Annotated in this window: 17 protein-coding genes, 1 tRNA gene and 1 pseudogene; 4 read left to right on the forward strand and 15 right to left on the reverse strand. The window is 38.5% G+C overall.

What is annotated here, in order from left to right; all coding sequences use genetic code 11:
• Nucleotides 1-8: 8 nt before the first annotated feature.
• From GWI97_RS08215 to tesA, 3 genes are all read right to left on the reverse strand, one after another.
• A complete protein-coding gene (locus tag GWI97_RS08215) occupies nt 9-866 on the reverse strand; it encodes a co-chaperone YbbN (protein WP_036934709.1) in 858 nt (285 codons plus the stop codon).
• Nucleotides 867-950: 84 nt separating this feature from the next.
• Nucleotides 951-1,736 carry an SDR family oxidoreductase gene (locus GWI97_RS08220; protein ID WP_036934707.1) on the reverse strand — a complete coding sequence of 262 codons (786 nt, stop codon included), beginning with the start codon at nt 1,734-1,736 and terminating at the stop codon, nt 951-953.
• Nucleotides 1,737-1,786: 50 nt separating this feature from the next.
• Nucleotides 1,787-2,416 (reverse strand): multifunctional acyl-CoA thioesterase I/protease I/lysophospholipase L1, encoded by a 630-nt coding sequence (gene tesA, locus GWI97_RS08225; protein WP_036934704.1) that lies wholly within the window; start codon nt 2,414-2,416, stop codon nt 1,787-1,789.
• On the opposite strand from tesA, the gene ybbA reads away from it, so the two are divergent.
• Both ybbA and ybbP read left to right on the forward strand, forming a co-directional pair.
• Nucleotides 2,387-3,073 carry a putative ABC transporter ATP-binding protein YbbA gene (ybbA, locus tag GWI97_RS08230; protein ID WP_036934702.1) on the forward strand — a complete coding sequence of 229 codons (687 nt, stop codon included), beginning with the start codon at nt 2,387-2,389 and terminating at the stop codon, nt 3,071-3,073. The two genes, tesA and ybbA, sit on opposite strands and share 30 nt — an antisense overlap.
• The gene (gene ybbP, locus GWI97_RS08235; RefSeq protein ID WP_087803077.1) at nt 3,070-5,511 is read left to right on the forward strand and encodes a putative ABC transporter permease subunit YbbP; all 2,442 of its coding nucleotides are present in this window, start codon (nt 3,070-3,072) and stop codon (nt 5,509-5,511) included. The genes ybbA and ybbP overlap by 4 nt, the downstream gene beginning before the upstream one ends.
• Before the next feature lie 88 nt (nt 5,512-5,599).
• Here ybbP and GWI97_RS08240 read toward each other — a convergent pair whose 3' ends face one another.
• The 7 genes from GWI97_RS08240 to ppiB form a co-directional block, all read right to left on the reverse strand.
• The gene (locus GWI97_RS08240; RefSeq protein ID WP_123822361.1) at nt 5,600-7,762 is read right to left on the reverse strand and encodes an ornithine decarboxylase; all 2,163 of its coding nucleotides are present in this window, start codon (nt 7,760-7,762) and stop codon (nt 5,600-5,602) included.
• A 176-nt stretch (nt 7,763-7,938) separates the two neighbouring features.
• Nucleotides 7,939-8,964, reverse strand: coding sequence for a mechanosensitive ion channel family protein (locus tag GWI97_RS08245; RefSeq protein WP_123822360.1), 1,026 nt, complete (start codon nt 8,962-8,964; stop codon nt 7,939-7,941).
• 69 nt (nt 8,965-9,033) lie between these two features.
• Nucleotides 9,034-10,293 carry an MFS transporter gene (locus tag GWI97_RS08250; protein ID WP_036934696.1) on the reverse strand — a complete coding sequence of 420 codons (1,260 nt, stop codon included), beginning with the start codon at nt 10,291-10,293 and terminating at the stop codon, nt 9,034-9,036.
• A gap of 123 nt (nt 10,294-10,416) precedes the next feature.
• Nucleotides 10,417-11,484 carry a 5-(carboxyamino)imidazole ribonucleotide synthase gene (purK, locus tag GWI97_RS08255; protein ID WP_036934694.1) on the reverse strand — a complete coding sequence of 356 codons (1,068 nt, stop codon included), beginning with the start codon at nt 11,482-11,484 and terminating at the stop codon, nt 10,417-10,419.
• The gene (purE, locus tag GWI97_RS08260) at nt 11,481-12,002 is read right to left on the reverse strand and encodes a 5-(carboxyamino)imidazole ribonucleotide mutase (RefSeq protein WP_036934692.1); all 522 of its coding nucleotides are present in this window, start codon (nt 12,000-12,002) and stop codon (nt 11,481-11,483) included. The genes purK and purE overlap by 4 nt, the downstream gene beginning before the upstream one ends.
• 134 nt (nt 12,003-12,136) lie before the next feature.
• A complete protein-coding gene (locus GWI97_RS08265; protein ID WP_036934690.1) occupies nt 12,137-12,859 on the reverse strand; it encodes a UDP-2,3-diacylglucosamine diphosphatase in 723 nt (240 codons plus the stop codon).
• A 12-nt stretch (nt 12,860-12,871) separates the two neighbouring features.
• Nucleotides 12,872-13,366, reverse strand: coding sequence for a peptidylprolyl isomerase B (gene ppiB / locus GWI97_RS08270; RefSeq protein WP_036934689.1), 495 nt, complete (start codon nt 13,364-13,366; stop codon nt 12,872-12,874).
• Nucleotides 13,367-13,741: 375 nt separating this feature from the next.
• On the opposite strand from ppiB, the gene cysS reads away from it, so the two are divergent.
• Nucleotides 13,742-15,133: a cysteine--tRNA ligase gene (gene cysS, locus GWI97_RS08275; protein WP_036934688.1), complete on the forward strand. Its 1,392-nt coding sequence runs from the start codon at nt 13,742-13,744 to the stop codon at nt 15,131-15,133.
• Between the two features lie 97 nt (nt 15,134-15,230).
• Here cysS and GWI97_RS08280 read toward each other — a convergent pair whose 3' ends face one another.
• From GWI97_RS08280 to folD, 4 genes are all read right to left on the reverse strand, one after another.
• Nucleotides 15,231-15,674 carry a hypothetical protein gene (locus GWI97_RS08280; protein ID WP_036934686.1) on the reverse strand — a complete coding sequence of 148 codons (444 nt, stop codon included), beginning with the start codon at nt 15,672-15,674 and terminating at the stop codon, nt 15,231-15,233.
• A gap of 236 nt (nt 15,675-15,910) precedes the next feature.
• Nucleotides 15,911-16,852 carry a 1-phosphofructokinase gene (gene fruK, locus GWI97_RS08285; protein WP_036934685.1) on the reverse strand — a complete coding sequence of 314 codons (942 nt, stop codon included), beginning with the start codon at nt 16,850-16,852 and terminating at the stop codon, nt 15,911-15,913.
• Between the two features lie 652 nt (nt 16,853-17,504).
• A complete protein-coding gene (ybcJ, locus tag GWI97_RS08290) occupies nt 17,505-17,717 on the reverse strand; it encodes a ribosome-associated protein YbcJ (RefSeq protein WP_036934684.1) in 213 nt (70 codons plus the stop codon).
• A 3-nt stretch (nt 17,718-17,720) separates the two neighbouring features.
• On the reverse strand, nt 17,721-18,593 hold the full coding sequence (gene folD / locus GWI97_RS08295) for a bifunctional methylenetetrahydrofolate dehydrogenase/methenyltetrahydrofolate cyclohydrolase FolD (RefSeq protein WP_036934683.1): 873 nt from the start codon (nt 18,591-18,593) through the stop codon (nt 17,721-17,723).
• Between the two features lie 190 nt (nt 18,594-18,783).
• Between folD and GWI97_RS08300 the strand changes: the two genes are divergently transcribed.
• A tRNA-Arg gene (locus tag GWI97_RS08300) sits at nt 18,784-18,860 on the forward strand.
• Between the two features lie 21 nt (nt 18,861-18,881).
• Here the strand turns inward: GWI97_RS08300 and GWI97_RS18370 are convergent.
• Nucleotides 18,882-19,012 (reverse strand): annotated as a pseudogene (locus tag GWI97_RS18370) (integrase); the annotation flags it as partial.
• Nucleotides 19,013-19,081 lie beyond the last annotated feature (69 nt).

Raw genomic sequence — 19,081 nt, forward strand, 5'->3', positions numbered from 1 at the left:
AAATAAAACTAATAAAGTAAAGAATACACCATACGGCGATATTTAGACGCCAAATTATCATTAGTGCCTAATGCAGATAAAATATCCATCAGGGTTTTCTTAACTTGCCCGTCACCTGCATTCAAATCTTTTTTGATAAAGCTAAATAGCAATTCTAGTGCTTCTTCATTACGGGCAACTTCATGTAATTTTAGTGCAAGTTGAATGGCAAGATCCGTATTTTCAGGCTGTTGATCAAAATCATTTTGTAACTGTTGAATTTCAGGCGTATCAGCAGCCTGTTTTTGTAATTCAATTTGCGCTAACAAACTATGATAGTAACTATCTTGGTCTTGTAATGGGATAGTTATTAACAAGGTTTGAGCTTCTTCATTTTTATTTAAAGAAATTAAAGCACCTGCTAGCGCAAGTGTAATTTCACTATTTTTAGGAGCGAGTTGGTGAGCCTCTTTTAGCAGAGGTAAAGCTTCGTCTGCTTTGCCTTCAGAAAGAAGTTGTGCTGCTTGTGTCGCTTTTAGTTCTTCAGGTTTTGGTAATACATTGGCTAAAACTTGACGAATTGCTTCTTCAGGTTGAGGGCCTTGGAAACCATCGACAGGGCGACCTTCTTGCAAAATATAAACAGTTGGAATTGCGCGTAGGCCAAATTGTGACGCAATCATTTGTTCTGCATCACAATCCAATTTTGCCAAAATAAATTGATCGGCAAATTCGGCTGCTAGTTTATTCAATGTTGCACCAAGCTCTGCACAATGCGGGCTATGTTCTGAATAGAAATACATCATGACTGGCTTAGTCATGGACTGTTCTATAACTTGTTGAATATTTGATTCATTTACATCAACAATGTGTGCAGTTGCTAACATTAACTTGTCCCTTTTTTAGAGTTTTAAATATAGATGCGATTTATAAAGCTTATTTATTAATAAGTAAGGGTGAAACCCGAAAAATCAAGCCTTGCCATTTTGGCGACCTAAAATTGCATCCATCAAGGCATCAGGTAGAAAACGTTTTAATATTTTGACAGCATAAGTTAATAGCGTTATCGGATAACGTATCTTAGGTTTTGGACTTTCTAAAGCATGGATAAGCTTTTTCACTACATCTTCGGGTGTTAATGTGAAACGACTCGCAATCCCCGGATTTTTTACGGGTTTATCTTTTTCCGCTTGTGCCACATTTTCTGTAAAGCAAGTTCGTATCGGGCCCGGCTCAATTAAACTGACTTTAACACCGGTATGCACTAATTCCATTCTTAAGGCATCGGACCACGCCTCTACGGCATATTTACTGGCAGCATAAGCACCTCTGCCTGGCGTTGAAATTATCCCCATCACTGAACTAGTTTGAATTATTCTTCCTTCACCATGAGGCAACATAGCCGGTAACAGTAAAGTTGTTAATTGATGCAAACCAAAAAAGTTTGTGGAAAACTGTTTTTCCATTTGTTGGCGACTAATGGCCTCTAGCGGGCCGTATACACCAAATCCACCATTATTAAATAACCCATATAAACGACTATTTGTTAGGTGAATAACCTCTAATGCCGCTTTTTCAACACTTTGAGCATCATCAAGATCAAGATAAATAGGCTCGAATCCTAGTGTTTCCATGCGTTTAAGGTCGTCATCTTTACGGCAAGCAGCAAGGACTCGATAGCCTCTTTGCTTGAGTGTTTTAGCTGCACAAAGCCCGATCCCACTAGAACTTCCTGTAATCAATACCGTTTTTTGCATAATTTTACAATTAATCTCGTTTAATCTACGTTAACTACTGTCAGAATAGCCTAACGTGTTAAGTAAGGGGATAATGTTTTATCCATCCATTGAGCAATAAAAGGCTGAGCATCTTCATTGGGGTGTATGCTGTCATTTTGCATCCACTCAGGCTTATCAGCGATTTGCTCCATATAAAAAGGAAGCAGAGGAAGCGCATTATCTTCAGCGAGTTTTGGATAGATCGCTGAAAACGATTGTGTATAACGTTTACCGTAATTAGGTGAAATCATTATTTGCATAAAAAGTGGCGTTGCACCGGCATCTTTCACTAGTGTAATGATGTTTTGTAATGCCTCTTTTGTTTGTGCAACAGGGTATCCCTGTAAACCATCATTTGCACCTAATTCAATTAAAACCCAGCGTGGTTGATGCTGTTTTAATAAATCAGGAAGCCTATTTTGTCCCTGAAAGGCAGTTTCACCACTAATGCTTGCATTAACAACATTAATTTCAGGGTGGGTTGTTTTCCATTTATCAGCAAGACGTTGTGGCCATGCGCTTTCAATCGGAAGACGGTATCCTGCACTCAAGCTGTCACCAAAGATCAAAAAGGTATCAGCAGCAATTGCCTTAAAGCTAAACATCATCATAACGATAAGGAAAAATGTATGTCGACGGAAAAGGTTCTTGAAGTTCATCAGTTAACCAAACAAGTAGGACAAGGTGATAGTCAGATCTCTATATTGCAGGGTGTTGAGTTAGTTGTCGAGCCTGCACAAACAATTGCGTTAATTGGTGAGTCAGGATCGGGTAAATCGACCCTGTTAGGGATCATTGCTGGATTAGATGATGGCACCTCTGGCAGTGTACATTTGATGGGTGAAGATCTCACAAAAATGAATGAAGAAGAGCGAGCCAAATTGCGTGCTCAACATGTTGGGTTTGTTTTTCAATCATTTATGTTGATCCCAACATTGAATGCACTCGAAAATGTGCAGTTGCCCGCATTATTAAAAGGTGAGTCAGAAAAGCACAGTCATGCGCGTGCAGTTGATTTACTTAAGCTGTTAGGATTAGGTGAACGTTTATACCATATGCCAGCACAGCTTTCTGGCGGTGAGCAACAGCGCGTTGCATTAGCAAGAGCATTTTGCACTCAACCCGCCATTCTGTTTGCGGATGAGCCAACAGGGAACCTTGACCGTAAAACAGGTGATAAAATTGCTGACTTGTTGTTCTCTCTTAACCGAGATTATTCAACAACATTGATTTTAGTGACTCATGACAATGAGCTGGCAGCTCGTTGTCAAAGACGATTACGATTAGTCGACGGACAACTTAAGGAGGAGTCATGATTTGGCGTTGGTTTTGGCGTGAATGGCGTTCTCCTGCACTATTAATTGTTTGGCTTTCTTTGGCGCTGGCAGTTGCTTGTGTGCTTGCTTTGGGGCGTATTGGCGATCGCATTGATAAAAGTATTTATGCTCAAAGTCGAGATTTAATTGCGGGCGATCTAGTGTTACGAGCATCTTATCCCGTTGATGAAGACTGGCTTGCTGAGGCGAAAAAAAAGGGGTTAACCCTCAGTCGCCAAATGCAATTTACGACGATGTCTTATGCGCCAGAAGGGGATACGCCTCAGCTTGCTTTAGTCAAGGCCGCTGATCATTTATATCCTCTTTATGGTGAACTAGAAACAGAACCCGCAGGCTTAAAACCAGAAAAAGGAGCTGCGCTTGTTGATGCCAGATTATTGGAACTACTGGATATAAAAGTTGGTGATAATATTGATGTAGGTGATGCTACATTTACAATCAGTGGTGTATTAATTCAAGAGCCTGACAGTGGATTTAACCCTTTCCAAATAGCGCCTCGTATTTTAATTAATCTTGACGATGTTGAATCAACAGGGGCAGTACAACCCGGTAGCCGTCTAACGTATCGCTATATGTTAGCGGGTGATGAACCAGCGATTGATAGCTATAAGCAACGCTTTGATCCCCTATTAAAGCCCGATCAGCGTTGGAATAGCTTAAAACAAGAGAGTGGTGCACTTTCACAATCGATGGAAAGAGCAAAAAACTTTCTTTTACTTTCTGCGCTGTTAACATTATTACTTGCGATATCCGCAGTTGCCGTTTCCATGGCGCACTATTGTCGTAGTCGTCATACCTTAATTGCGGTACTAAAAACCTTAGGTGCAGATAAACGCGCATTGCGAAAATGGATAGTAGGACAATGGGGCGTCATTCTCGTTGGTGCCATTATTGTTGGTTCATTGACGGGACTTCTTTTTGAAGCTGTCCTACTACAAATTTTAGCCCCGGTTTTACCTAAACGTTTGCCTGAAGCAAGCTTTTTACCATGGTTTTGGTCGGTGGGCTCTTTATTGTTAATTGCCTTACTCACAGGATTAAGGCCTTACTACCAATTAATGGCAACTCAGCCTTCTCGTGTATTAAGAAGTGATACTACGGCTCCAGTCTGGCCACTACGTTATTATTTACCACTTGTGGCGTTAATTATTGTCGGTACTTTAACGCTTTTTGCTGGAACGGGTGTTTTATTGTGGTCAATTTTATTCGGTGTTGTTGTCATCGCCTTTTTACTTGGGGTCATTGGTTGGCTTGGATTGTGGGTATTAAAACAGTTTAAATTCCGTCAACTCAGTGCTCGTTTAGCGGTGACTCGTTTATTACGACAACCATTTCAAACGATGACCCAGCTTGCGGCTTTCGCGCTCTCATTTATGTTATTAACACTTTTAGTCCTTATTCAAGGTGATTTGCTAGACAAATGGCAAAAACAGTTACCAGAAGATAGCCCTAATTATTTTCTAATCAATATGTCAGCGCCTCAAGTTCAAGAAATTAATACCTTATTGGCAAAGTATAACGTTGAACCAACGGATGCATTTCCTGTGGTATTGGCGCGTTTAACACAGATTAATGAGAATAATGCCAAAGAGTGGGCAGATAAACGTGATGCAGGTAATAACACCGTTCGTCGAGAGCTTAACTTAACATGGCATAGTGAATTGCCAAAAGATAATGTGATTGTTGAAGGAACATGGCCTCCTGTGGGGAATGGGGTTTCTCTCGATCAAGGTGTTGCTGAACAACTTGAGATTAAGCTGGGCGATGAATTAACTTTTGTCGGCGATACTCGTGAATTTAAGTCCATTGTCACTAGTATTCGTCATGTTGATTGGGAAAATATGCGCCCTAATTTCTTCTTTATTTTCTCTGAAGAAGGGTTAAGTAATCAACCAGAAAAATGGATGAGTAGCTTTTATTATAATGGTGATGGTGCATTAATTACGGCACTTAATCGACAATTTCCAACTGTCAGTGTGTTAGATACAGGCGCACTCATTCAGCAAGTTCAGCAAATCTTACAGCAAGTTAGTCGTGCATTGGAGATTATGGTTGGATTGGTGATGATCTGCGGTATGTTGTTGTTAGTTGCTCAAATTCAGGTAGGGATGACACAACGACGCATTGAGCTGGTGGTATATCGCACATTAGGTGCAGGTAAATCATTACTAAGACGGACTCTTTGGGCTGAATTTGCATTATTAGGCTTAATGGCCGGATTAGCTGCAGCGATTGGTGCTGAGGTGGCATTAGGTTTATTGCAAAAATTTGTATTTAATTTTTCTTGGCATCCTCAATGGGGAATGTGGCTTACTGTACCTATTATTGCTGCACTTCTATTGTCGCTGTGTGGCAGTATTTTAGGTGTAAGGCTGTTGCAAGATAAAGGGCAATATCGTCGAATCCAAGGTGAGTAGTTGCAATAAACAAGATCTATAAATAGAGTTAAATAAAATGCTGATGTTTGATGACATCAGCATTTTTTTATGAGAAAAGATAAGGCAATTATTCTTTTATAACATAAGCATAAATTCGCTTACTGCCATCATCTTCATCATAAATATAAACCCCTTGAAGTTCAGTTGAAAAGCCGGGTAGCTGATTAATTGTGACTTCAAGCGCCTGAAAATAACGTAAAACAGCACCGCTCCAAATTTCACCTGGTACAGCACATAAAACACCAGGTGGATATGGTAATGCTCCTTCTGCGGCAATTCGTCCTTCTAATTTATTTAAAGGTAACAAATCAAGGTTACCACGAACAAACTCAATATTAGCCTGTTGCGGGCTTAAGACTCGCTTAGGGAAATGTTTTTTCCTAAACATCTGTTTTTGTAATAGCTTGATATTGTATTTGACACAAATATCATGCATTTCCTGACAGAGTTGACGTAATGTATAACCCTGATAACGAGATTGATAACGACGACAAATCGAAGGTAATACCCGTGCTAATGGGGCGTCATCAATTAACAATTGTTCAAATCTCACAATTAATGAAATTAAACGTTCAAATTTTTCACTATGCTCTGCGGGGGTGAGCAAAAATAAAATAGAATTTAAGTCACTTTTTTCAGGGATAACGCCATGTTCCCGCAAATAATTTGCCAAAATAGAAGCGGGTACACCAAAGGCTTCATATTCTCCTGTATGAGGATCAATGCCCGGTGTTGTGAGCATTAATTTGCAAGGATCAACAAAGTATTGATTGGTGGCATAACCTTCAAAAGCGTGCCAATTATCATTAGGAATAAAATTGAAAAAGCGTTGATCGTGAGCGATTTCATCTGTGTCGTGATCTTGCCAAGCAATGCCATCAACAACTTCAGGAATAAATGGCTTAATAAACTGGCACTGTCTTAGTAAGGATTTACGAGCCTCGATGCCTTGCTTAACACAATTTATCCACATTGCTTCACCACTTTTATCCGAATGCATTTTTGCATTGACATCAAGAGCCGCAAAAAGAGGGTAAAAAGGGCTGGTGGATGCATGCATCATAAAGGCATTATTCATACGTTTATGATTAACATATCGAGATTGCCCTTTGATATGCGCATCTTTTTTATGGATCTGGGAGGTTTGTGAAAAGCCGGCTAGTTGCTTATGAACAGATTGAGTGACGAGAATACCAGGATCGTTTTCATTGAGTGTCAGCAACAAAGGCGAACACTGTTTCATCATTGGAATAAACTGTTCATAACCGACCCAAGCGGAATCAAATAAAATATAATCACAAAGATGACCAATTTTATCAACAACTTGTCTTGCATTGTAAATCGTACCATCATAAGTGCCTAGTTGAATAACGGCCAAACGAAAAGGGCGCTTATCGAATTGGCGTTCAGGCGTAATCTCTGCAATTTGTTGGCGTAAATAGCTCTCTTCAAAGCAATGTGCATCAATGCCACCGATAAAACCAAAGGGATTGCGAGCTGTTTCTAAATAAACAGGCGTTGCACCCGCTTGAATTAGTGCACCATGATGATTGGATTTATGGTTATTTCTATCAAATAACACTAAATCATTTGGTGCCAATAAGGCATTTAATGCGACTTTATTTGAAGAAGACGTTCCATTTAAGACAAAATAGGTTTTATCAGCATTAAACACTTGCGCGGCGAATGCTTGAGCATCATAAGGTGCACCCTCGTGGATAAGTAAATCACCCATTTCCACATCAGCATTACAGAGATCAGAGCGAAATAGATTCTCACCAAAATATTGATAAAACTGTTCCCCTGCGGGATGACGACGGAAAAACTCTCCGCCTTGATGACCGGGACAATCAAAAGCAACGTTCTTTTCGGCAACATAATTCACTAAGCGTGAAAAAAATGGTGTTGTCAGACTCTTTTCATATTGCTGTGCAGCTTCATTAATCAACGTACTATTTTTTTGATGCGCGCTTTTATCAGTGATCAAAATCCCTGAAACTTGATTAAGTAATTCAGCACCGACTGTATCATTAAGATTAACTGCAATAAATACGGGGAGTTGAAAGCCTGTTTGATGAATGCGATATAGTTCGCCAGACTCAATATCTGACAATGACAATACTACTGCTGACACTTGCGTTAAATTTGCATCAACAATATCAACAATCGGACGTTCACAATAAAAATAGTGTGAAAGCGAGGGGCGACACGCCAACTTCATTTTTTTCATTACACTCGTGTTTAATCAATAGGAGAATTGGCGAACAATATACTTGGTTGTGAATATGATTGAAATAAATTAAAGAGTAAAAGGAGTTTTTTATGCATGGTATCTGCATAAATTACCAGTCTGATAAATAAGTTAATGGATAAGTCTATAGAAAAATAAACTTATCCATTGTTTTATTATTGGGTAATAGGAGTGGGTTTTTCGATATAAACAGTTTGAGATGGAAATGCAAAATCGGCACCATGTTTATGCACAATCTCAATTATCTTCAAATAGACTTCTTGCTGAGCTTCTAGCCACTGTGCCCAGACGGTTGTTTTGGTGAAACAATACACCATAATATTGAGTGAAGAGTCTGCAAATTGATTAAAATAGACTAACAAGGTTTGTTGTGTATCGATTTTTTCATTTTGCATGAGCATAGTGCGAATATCTTCAACGATAACACCAATTTTATCTGAATCTTCGTAACGTAAACCAAGTTCAGTTTCAATGCGCCGGTTCGTCATTCTCCCCGGATTTTCTACGCTAATGGAGGAGAAAATTGAATTGGGAATATAAAGTGGCCGGTGATCGAAGGTAATAATTTTAGTAATACGCCAACCAATCTCTACTACTGTACCTTCAATATTACGATCAGGCGAACGTACCCAGTCACCAATATTAAAAGGACGGTCGAAATAGAGCATAACACCCGAAAAAAGGTTACTGAGTACATCTTTACTCGCCATACCAATGGCAATACCGCCTAATCCGCCAAAAGTCATTAAGCCAGATAAACTCATACCAAAATGTTCACCAAACAATAAGATGATGATGACAAAAAGGGTAATTTTAAATATACGAGAAATAATACGAGCAGAAGTAGGATCGCTACCTTTTCTGATTTGTGATTGCTCTAATTGATTAATAAGTAAGAAAAATTTTTGCATTAAAATTAAGGCAATGCCGATATAAGTTAAGAAATTAATCATCCTAAAAGAGATAAAGTGGAGATTAAAATCAACAACGGCCATTTCACAATATTGGCTTAAGATAATCACTAAACTACAAAGGAAGATGGCTTGGCTAATATGAATAATAATATTTCTACGACGTTTTTTCTTTTTATCATGAAAAAGAGAGACGGCAACAAAACCAACAAAGCAGGCTAAAGCAATGCCGACACCTATTGAGTATTTTATTATTAATGCATCATTCATCAGCTTAACATCTCCTTAGAAAATGCGTTTTTTATAATATGAAACACGTTATCTTACTTATTTTAATCGTTACTTTTCCTGTTCATTTGCATGCTGAAATTTAGGGTAAGTCGGTGGTTTCATAAAGAGTGTTACTGCTAGGATCAATAGTACAGGTACGGTTAAAATTAAGAATGCAGGAGTGAAACTTCCTGAGATATCTTTTATTGCACCCGCAAAGAACGGCGCTAAGCAAGCAAGAGTTGAGATTAAATTCATCACTGAAAATAGCTCAAGATAAGGTGAGCGGCCAAAGTAGTTAGCCAGCAATATACTTGATGCTAAAAATGTCATGCCATAGCCGATACCGACACAAACCGTAAATAGGATCAGGTAAATCCAGGAGTTCGCCATACTGAGTGCTAATAACCCGATAATGATAATACTTAAACTAGCGATAAGTAATTTTTTAGGCTCTAACCATTCACCAATCGCCCCCCCCGCTAAGCGTGAGAAGGCGTTGATAAATGCCATGCTACTTAATAAGGTTGCTGCAATGGTTTCGCCAAAGCCATTTTCAATAATATGAGCAACGGCAAAACTATTAACGGTAATACCACACCATAAAAAAGCTGTGTAAGTTGCCGCGATAACATAAAATTGCCACGTTCTTAAAGCATGACGTGCCGTCCAAATTTCTTTGGTTTGATAGATACGTTTTGTACTTTGGCGCTGGCTGATCCTTTTGGCGTGCTCTTGCTCTTTGCTTCCTTCTCGTAAAACGAGAATAGTGAAAAGAGTAACAACGGTAAGCGTGATCGCTGAAATAAGCCAATGCATACGCCATGTATGCCATAAATGCGTGGCTAAAAAGTAGATCCAAGGCCCCGCTACACCGCCTAATCCACCAATCGTAAAATAAACACCGAAGGCAAAAGATTGCTTTTCAAATAAACGAGAAATAACGTAAGTTCCGGGGACTGTTGCAAGCAAAGTAAAACCAATACCTAATAATGCAGTACCAAGGAAATATTGTGCTATGGTGTAGGTTTCATAAAGAAAATAAAAACCGCTGACGAAAATTATCAGTCCAATAAGAAGAGTAAATCGAACACTTAATTTACGAATAAGTAAGGTGGGTAAAAAACTAGCGAGACCACAGGTTAATCCTAATAACGTAAAACCAAGGCCCGCTTGTGTCCAATTCCACTTCAGCTCGCTTATCATGCTAGGAAGCACAACACCCAGAGATGTAAATGTGGTTGCGGTAGCTAAAAAATAGACAAAACCCAGTAATATCAGCATACTCCACTGATAAATAGGTCCAAAATTCTGTTGCGTGGCTTGCATCCTGACTCCATCAAACGGGTGCAGTAACCTGAATAATCAGGAGAAAATAGCGAATAACAGACCTCTTTAATTAAGGTCTGTTCGTTTAAAGGCTATTATTCTCTAACTTTATGAGTCGGACTGCTAGCTTAATTTTCCTAAAGCCCATTCGATAGGATACTGATAGGCATCATCAAGCATTGGACTTAAGGATTTGAGTGTGTCTTTCAGTGGTTGGTTATTACGATGAACAAGATTGAGATGACCCACTTTACGCACAGGCCGAACTTCTTTTTCATACCAATGTAGATGTACTAAGGGTAATGAAAGCCATTGCGGATTTATATTCGTACCAATCAAATTAATCATCACTGCTGGTTGGCACACTTCGGGTGTTGGCATTGGTAAATTTAAGATTGCACGTAAATGTAACTCAAATTGGCTAATTGAGGCGCCGTTTTGTGTCCAGTGACCACTGTTATGGACTCGGGGAGCTAATTCGTTGATAAGTAATTTATCACCGACAATAAAACACTCCATCGCCATCACACCCACATAATTGAGTTTATCAAGGATAGATGTCAGCATTTTTTCTGCGGATTGTTGTAATTCTGGGGGGGGCGTTGGTAATGCAACACTCATACGCAAAATGCCATCTTGATGAAGGTTATGTGTTAAAGGATAAAATACACAATGGCCTTTTTTATCTCTGGCTCCTACTAATGATACTTCACCAGAAAAAGGAATACCTTGTTCAACGATACATTCACCATAAATTTCAGTGGGTAACTGTTGCTCCTCACCGGGGTGAATTCGCCATTGCCCGCGACCGTCATAACCACCAACACGACGTTTCACAATAATAAAATCACCCAATTGAGCAAAAATATCAGGCCACTGTGTGGGAGATGTTAAGGGTTGCCAAGGTGCGGTGGCTAAACCTAGTTCATCAAGAAGTTGTTTTTGAGGTAACCTATCGGCAAGCAAAGGGAAGATATCACGGTTTACAAAGTTAGTATGACGCTCTAACTCTTTGGTGAGTGCAGTTTCAGGCCAGCGTTCAATTTCAGCCGTGATTATACTTTTTTGATAGGGAACGGCTTCTGGTTCTGCATCTAAGCCTATGGGGTAAACAGCAATGCCTAAAGGTTCACCTGCTTGTCTTAGCATTCTGCCTAATTGACCATTTCCGAGGACACAAACCGGTTTCATAGTGCCTCTCTTGGATCTGGGTTATTTAATACATTGTCGGTTTGTGCTGTGCGCCATGCAGTCAATGCATCTAAAATAGCAGGAGAATGTAACGCTAAAACTTGAGCCGCTAATAAAGCCGCATTGGCAGCCCCTGCTTTACCAATCGCTAAGGTTCCTACAGGGATACCTTTTGGCATTTGTACGATTGAATAGAGGCTATCAACACCGCTTAATGTCGCACTTTGAACAGGAACACCAAATACGGGTACTAACGTTTTAGCTGCAAGCATTCCTGGTAAATGGGCAGCTCCTCCTGCACCAGCAATAATGACATCAAAGCCATTACTTTTTGCTTTTTCAGCAAAACTAAATAACTTATCAGGGGTTCGGTGTGCAGAGACAATCTCAACATGGTAAGGAATTTGTAGTGTATCTAATACATCTGCGGCATGAGACATGGTTGCCCAGTCACTTTTGGAACCCATTACAATGGCGATACGAGGGTAAGTGGTATTTAGACCAACGTGAGAAGACATTACTTAACTGCTCCTGTAAGCATAAACGGATATAGCCTAATAAACTGAGAATGATAGTATCATGCTAATACGTCAAGGAAAACGTTTGCGTAAAGAAAAAAAGGCTCTTTATAGAGAAAAATAAGTGAAAGAGCTTAAAAGGGAAAATGAATCAGTTCTATTTTTTTAGCGGTTACTTTAAACATTGAACCTTCTGTATGCCAAGCACCCAGTACACCACGATAGTATGTTTTACCTTCAATATGGACAGTATGAACAGCGGGGCGGTGTGTATGTCCGTGGATCATCCATTGTGTATTGAAATGTTTAAAGGTATCAATCACCGCTTGTGGGTTAACATCCATAATTGCATCAGATTTATATTGGTTTTCGTGTTGACTACGCGAACGCATTTTATCGGCAATACGCAGTCGAACAAATAGAGGTAACAATAAGAAGAGACGCTGGATAAATTTATTATGTACTTTTTTACGATAACGTTGATAAGCATCATCATCTGTACAAAGTGTATCACCGTGCAAAATTAAGATGTGATGTTGATAAATTTTGAGTACTTTTTCTTGGGGAAGTAGAATGATCCCACTCTCTTTTGCAAAACGAGTGCCAATTAAAAAATCACGATTGCCATGAATAAAATAAACAGGAATACCCGCATTTTTTAGTGTCATTAGTGCTTGAGCAATTTGTTGATGTAAAGGATTGGGGTCATCATCACCTATCCAAAAATCAAAAAAATCACCTAGGATATAAAGCGCTTTGGCCTGAATCGCTTGTTCCTTTAAAAAGCGAAGAAAACCGGCAGTGATTGCCGGTTCATGTTCACTTAAATGTAAGTCTGCAATAAAAAGCGTACACATAAAGAGTGAGGCTTATTCGCTAACCGTTACACTTTTAATGATGATATCTTCACGAGGAACATCTTGGTGGAAACCGCTACGACCTGTAGAAACCGCTTTAATTTTGTCGACAACGTCCATTCCTTCAACAACTTCAGCGAAGACACAATATCCCCAACCATTTGCATTTTCAGCACGGAAGTTTAAGAAATCATTATCTGCAACGTTGATAAAGAATTGAGCCGTTGCAGAATGTGGATCGTTAGTACGAGCCATCGCCAATGTACCACGGTTATTAGCAAGTCCATTGTTTGCTTCGTTTCTAACAGGTGCTTTGGTTGCTTTTTGGTTCATACCGGGTTCAAAACCACCACCTTGGATCATAAAACCGTTAATGACACGGTGGAAGATAGTGTTATCGTAGAATCCTTCTTTACAGTAGTCTAAAAAATTTTCTACGGTTGCAGGCGCTTTGTCTGCAAATGTATTAATCACGATATCGCCGTAATTGGTATGAAAAGTAACCATATTCAGATCCTAATATAATTTTAGCTTTACCCAGATTGGGGCATAAACAATAGTCCCGTTTTTTATATCACAGTTGCCTTATTTAGTCAGTATTCATCTTTTTTTCAGATGATTTTTCTAGCTAAACAGACGTATAAAATGAGAGAGAAACACTTTTAGCCAAAATTTAGCGAAATAACAGAAGTTTGATTGTTCACTATCAACGATTGAACAGTGAAAATAAATATTAAGCAGAGTAATATAAAGGCGCTAATCTTGAGTTTGCTTTGCCTTCAAGATCCAATATCCTAATAAATATCGTGCTATAGTAGTTGTTATTTTCTTTTATATAAAAACGTAATAAACACGTACAGTTGAAAACGGGAACGTCCACTGATGCTAAAGATTTTTAATACTCTCACTCGCCAAAAAGAAGAATTTAAACCTATCCATGCAGGGAAAATAGGTATGTACGTGTGTGGCATCACTATTTATGACCTGTGTCATATTGGTCATGGACGTACATTTGTGGCGTTTGATGCCATAACCCGTTATCTGCGTTATTTAGGCTATGACGTTAATTATGTTCGTAATGTGACGGATGTGGATGATAAAATCATCAAGCGGGCGATTGAGAACAATGAAACGTGTGAGCAATTAACGACTCGTATGCTTGCTGAAATGCACAAAGATTTTGATGCATTAAATATTGCCCACCCTGATTCAGAGCCTCGTGCAACACATCATATTGCTGAAATTATTGAATTAACTGAAACGTTAATCAAACGTGGGCATGCTTATGTTGCTGAAAACGGTGACGTTATGTTTGCGATTGATACGGATCCTGATTATGGCCTACTTTCTCGCCAAGATTTAGAGCAATTGCAAGCTGGTGCTCGTGTTGAGGTGGCGAACGTGAAACGTAATCCAATGGATTTCGTGTTATGGAAAATGTCCAAACCGGGTGAGCCAAGCTGGAAATCTCCATGGGGAGATGGTCGTCCTGGTTGGCATATCGAATGTTCTGCAATGAATGGTAAAGAGCTAGGACATCATTTTGATATTCATGGTGGTGGCTCAGACTTAATGTTCCCTCATCATGAGAATGAAATAGCACAATCAACTTGTGCTCATGATGGCCCTTACGTTAATTACTGGATGCATTCCGGTATGGTGATGGTAGACAAAGAAAAAATGTCTAAGTCACTTAATAACTTTTTCACCATTCGTGATGTATTAGCTTATTACGATGCTGAGACGGTGCGTTATTTCTTATTATCGGGCCATTATCGTAGCCAACTTAACTATACTGAAGAGAACTTAAAGCAGGCACGTACGGCATTAGAGCGCCTCTATACTTCATTACGTGGTACTGATGCAAATGCACAACCTGTAGGGGGAGAAACGTTTGAAGCACAGTTTATTGAGGCTATGAATGATGACTTCAATACACCAGAAGCGTATTCAGTATTATTTGATTTAGCGCGAGAAGTAAATCGCTTAAAAAGCGAGGATATGAATAAAGCTAATGGTTTAGCTGCCATGTTACGCAAATTAGCTAAAGTATTAGGTCTGTTAGAGCAAGATCCGGAAGCCTTTTTACAAAGTCGTGCTAAAGCAGACGATGCTGGTGAGGTTGAAAAAATTGAAGCTTTAATTCAACAACGTAATAATGCACGTAAAAATAAAGATTGGGCTGCTGCCGATATTGCGCGTGATGCGTTAACTGCGATGGGGATTGTCTTAGAAGATGGTCCTCAAGGAACAACTTGGCGTCGTAATAATTAATATAATTAACGAGTTGTTACACTAAATACGTGTTTTTATAAAAATATCGGATATTTATTATCCGATATTTTTTGCTATTTATTATTTAATATTTAATTTATTGGCTAATAATACTGGTTTCTCTTTCATTATCTTCTTGTTTATTTTTAAAATAATTTATGACATGCTCAGAAAAGAAGAGTCTATGAGTTAAGATAACTATAATAGAAAAAGTTATAAAACCAATTTCAGATATATTCGTTAATGACATAGAAATGCTAAGTATAAAAAATAAAGAAATAGATAAACATACCCATGAAATTTTTAAAAATGAGTAAGCATTTTTACTGTTTCTTGCAAGTTTTATCCATGCTGTAACTTGAATTATCATTGTTATAATTAAGCATAGCATGATGAATAAGCCTACTAGCATTGTTTTGCCACCCCCCATTGCCATGGCTAATAAATAAATTGGAGCTCCTGCAACCAATATAAATAAACTTACACCTAAAAATAATACTGAAATAATTTGGATCCATAAAAGTACTATGGGCCTTTCCATAATTTCTCCTAAAAACAAAATAAGTTTTTATTGGCTTTAGAATATCGTTATTAGCTTTTAATAAAGTGAAGTTTATCGAATAACTGGAAAAAATAAAGTTTGATTTAATAATAAATAATTATTAATCAATTTAAGAGATTCTATTTTGGAGTTTTTATAAATATGACGTTAATATATTTAATTGGAATAGTGGTAATTCTACTTAATATTATTCGATATACCACTGGTATTATTACTTATAATTTTAGAGGGGTTAATTCTACTTCTGCCATCATTTTTGCCAATTGTTCTCGATCACGAATACCAACATTGGTCTGACTTACGGCAAGTGCGGAAACGGCAGTTGCAAGGCGTAAAGTATGCTCGCTGGTTTGCCTCATCATTAGTCCATAAATTAGGCCACCAACCATTGAGTCGCCAGCACCTACAGTACTAACAACATCGCATTTCGGGGGAGTTGCCATCCATGCGCCAGATGCATTTACCCACATTGCACCTTGCTCACCTAATGAAATTACAACGTGAGCAATACCTTGTTGACGTAATGCTTGGGCGGCTTTCACAACATCAGAGAGTTCAGGTAAAGGCCTACCTGCCCAAATCTCTAACTCATGATGATTTGGTTTAACAAGCCAAGGTGAGGCTTTTAATCCTGCGACAAAAGCATCTCGGCTACTGTCAAAGATCAAACACATACATTCGCTACGTAAACGTGTCATCCATGCGGTGAAATCATTAAGATCAACGCTAGAAGGTACACTGCCACTGACACAGATCATATCAAATTGACCCGCCCAACTTAGGGTATCATTAACGAAACGAGCCCAATCTTGTTTTGTAATTTCAAAACCAGAAAAATTAAAATCGGTGACTTTACCATTTGGTTCGGTCAGTTTCACATTGATACGGGTACGGCCTTCAACCATTTGAAAACGGTTAGCAATACCTGAATCACTAAACTCTTTTTGAAACCCATCTTGATTTTCTTTGCCTAAAAAACCGCCAACAGTGACATCAACACCGAGGCTTTTTAAGACTTTAGCTACGTTAATACCTTTACCGGCAGCATGAAAGCCTGCTGTTTTAACACGATTAACTTCACCAAGTTCAATAGGATCACTTAAGCCAACAAGATCATAAGCAGGGTTAAGTGTGATGGTTGCAACTCTGCGTTTCATGCTAGTTCCTTACCTTCAATAAATGAACAGGCATCGTTTTTTGCTGTGGTTTAGCAAAGGCAGAGATACCTTGAATGGGTAAGCCGAGCATAAAATCTCCTGTTAGATAAAGGGCAAAAAAGACCTAAATATCACAAAATAACAACTAAAATCGTATCATTAGGCTGAATCGTTTCAAATTATAACGTGTAATTTAGTACAAACAATCTTCTTTTGCCTAATGAAAGTAGAAATAAATTAGATCTAAATCACGTTTTAGTGCATTTAAACATGAATAAATGAGTAAAAAATGTCAACAAAAAGGTTTGTTGCTGAAGTTTTACAGTAATAGTTTAAAAGTGTTATCTATATATATAATAATAACTTACATTATCTTTTTTTATCTATATCTTGATCAAATGTATAATATGCTGAAGATCTGTGAGAGATTATATCAAGAGATAAGCCAAAAAATGATGATCTAAATTTAATTAAACTAAACTAAATTTATTGATTTTCTTTTAATTCAATTGGTTGTGATTGTCTTTTTTTAAAAAAACAGGATTAAATAAAGAAAAGTAGAGGAAAAAAGAAGAATAAAGAGAAAAAGTAGTAAAAAGAAAAAAAGCGTCACTTAGAGTCGTAACGCTTTTAATATTAATGGATTTGCTGATTATTTGCTGACACTAACTGAGAATTCACCAAAGGTGACCACTTTCCCATCCATAATTTTACAGCGTTTACGTGTTTCAACTACACCATCAACGCTAACTAATCCTTCAGCAATGACAATTTTAGCTGCCGCTCCACTTTCAGTCCAACCTTGAAGTTTTAATAGATCACAAAGCTCAACATAGTCGTGTCCATCTAATTGAAATGTTTCCATTGATTAGTTATTTCCTATTTCAGGGTCGTGATATTCTTCACATGCTTGTAAAGTATTTTGAATCAGTGTGGCGACTGTCATTGGGCCGACACCTCCAGGTACGGGTGAAATCCAACCTGCACGTTGTGATGCAGCTTCAAATTCAACGTCTCCCACTACTTTACCATTTTCAAGACGGTTAATACCGACATCAATGACAATGGCTCCAGGTTTAATCCACTCACCGGGAATAAAATTAGGTTTACCTACCGCGACAACGACTAAATCAGCGTGTTCAACATGAAAACGCAAATCTTTAGTAAAACGATGAGTAACGGTTGTTGTACAGCCTGCGAGTAAGAGCTCTAAGCTCATTGGGCGACCCACAATATTTGATGCACCAATGATAACGGCATTTAAACCATTCATCGGAATATTGCAACGCTCTAGCAGTGTGACAATACCACGAGGTGTACAAGGGCGTAATTTTGGTGCTCGCTGGCATAGACGACCGATATTATAGGGATGAAAACCATCCACATCTTTATCAGGGTGAATGCGTTCTAACACCTTAACATTATCAATTCCAGCAGGTAAGGGGAGTTGGACGAGAATACCATCAATGGAGTTATCTTCATTAAGCTGGTCGATAAGGTTTAATAAATCCGCTTCACTGGTAGTGTCTGGTAAATCATAAGAGCGAGATATAAAACCAACTTCATCACAAGCACGGCGCTTACTTCCGACATAAATCTGTGATGCTGGGTTATCACCCACTAAAATAACAGCTAAGCCAGGTGCTCGTTTTCCTGCATTAATACGTTGTTTTACTTTTTCTGCCACTTCGCTTCTGATGGTCTGCGCAATCGATTTCCCATCTATAATTCTTGCTGACATCTATACATCCAAATTATTCAATTACGGTATCGCTCTATTTTGTCAGATCAAGAGCAATCTGTCAGTCGAATACTTGCCATATTTTGACCATATAGTTTGAGAGGGTTGAAAAATCGTTGACTCTCAGAATGTTGAACGTATAATTCACACCCGTTATCAGCAGTGATTGCTGACGTCTAATCTCTTCTAGGCGCCCTTAGCTCAGTTGGATAGAGCAACGGCCTTCTAAGCCGTAGGTCACAGGTTCGAATCCTGTAGGGCGTACCATTTAAAATCAATTGGTTACATTCATTTCAAATTTACTATTTTTGTATCGTGAGACGTATTTGTGTCGTTTTTATTAAAACGTCATCAATTTTACGTGCATGTTCTGTTAAATGGTTCCGCGCCAAGTGAGTATACTTGCTTACCATCTCTATACGAGATAACTGTTTATATAAACAGTGAAGTGGTTGCGCTTTGAATAAGATTAGACTACTCTCTTTAAA

This window comes from Proteus sp. G2300, assembly GCF_009915965.1.
In the GTDB taxonomy this organism is placed as follows: domain Bacteria; phylum Pseudomonadota; class Gammaproteobacteria; order Enterobacterales; family Enterobacteriaceae; genus Proteus; species Proteus vulgaris.

What these genes read in the sequence shown, in the direction of transcription:
- GWI97_RS08215 (WP_036934709.1), bottom strand. Translation starts at nt 866, where the DNA reads ATGTTAGCAACTGCACACATTGTTGATGTAAATGAATCAAATATTCAA.
- GWI97_RS08220 (WP_036934707.1), bottom strand. Translation starts at nt 1,736, where the DNA reads ATGCAAAAAACGGTATTGATTACAGGAAGTTCTAGTGGGATCGGGCTT.
- ybbA (WP_036934702.1), top strand. Translation starts at nt 2,387, where the DNA reads ATGTCGACGGAAAAGGTTCTTGAAGTTCATCAGTTAACCAAACAAGTA.
- tesA (WP_036934704.1), bottom strand. Translation starts at nt 2,416, where the DNA reads ATGAACTTCAAGAACCTTTTCCGTCGACATACATTTTTCCTTATCGTT.
- ybbP (WP_087803077.1), top strand. Translation starts at nt 3,070, where the DNA reads ATGATTTGGCGTTGGTTTTGGCGTGAATGGCGTTCTCCTGCACTATTA.
- GWI97_RS08240 (WP_123822361.1), bottom strand. Translation starts at nt 7,762, where the DNA reads ATGAAAAAAATGAAGTTGGCGTGTCGCCCCTCGCTTTCACACTATTTT.
- GWI97_RS08245 (WP_123822360.1), bottom strand. Translation starts at nt 8,964, where the DNA reads ATGAATGATGCATTAATAATAAAATACTCAATAGGTGTCGGCATTGCT.
- GWI97_RS08250 (WP_036934696.1), bottom strand. Translation starts at nt 10,293, where the DNA reads ATGCAAGCCACGCAACAGAATTTTGGACCTATTTATCAGTGGAGTATG.
- purK (WP_036934694.1), bottom strand. Translation starts at nt 11,484, where the DNA reads ATGAAACCGGTTTGTGTCCTCGGAAATGGTCAATTAGGCAGAATGCTA.
- purE (WP_036934692.1), bottom strand. Translation starts at nt 12,002, where the DNA reads ATGTCTTCTCACGTTGGTCTAAATACCACTTACCCTCGTATCGCCATT.
- GWI97_RS08265 (WP_036934690.1), bottom strand. Translation starts at nt 12,859, where the DNA reads ATGTGTACGCTTTTTATTGCAGACTTACATTTAAGTGAACATGAACCG.
- ppiB (WP_036934689.1), bottom strand. Translation starts at nt 13,366, where the DNA reads ATGGTTACTTTTCATACCAATTACGGCGATATCGTGATTAATACATTT.
- cysS (WP_036934688.1), top strand. Translation starts at nt 13,742, where the DNA reads ATGCTAAAGATTTTTAATACTCTCACTCGCCAAAAAGAAGAATTTAAA.
- GWI97_RS08280 (WP_036934686.1), bottom strand. Translation starts at nt 15,674, where the DNA reads ATGGAAAGGCCCATAGTACTTTTATGGATCCAAATTATTTCAGTATTA.
- fruK (WP_036934685.1), bottom strand. Translation starts at nt 16,852, where the DNA reads ATGAAACGCAGAGTTGCAACCATCACACTTAACCCTGCTTATGATCTT.
- ybcJ (WP_036934684.1), bottom strand. Translation starts at nt 17,717, where the DNA reads ATGGAAACATTTCAATTAGATGGACACGACTATGTTGAGCTTTGTGAT.
- folD (WP_036934683.1), bottom strand. Translation starts at nt 18,593, where the DNA reads ATGTCAGCAAGAATTATAGATGGGAAATCGATTGCGCAGACCATCAGA.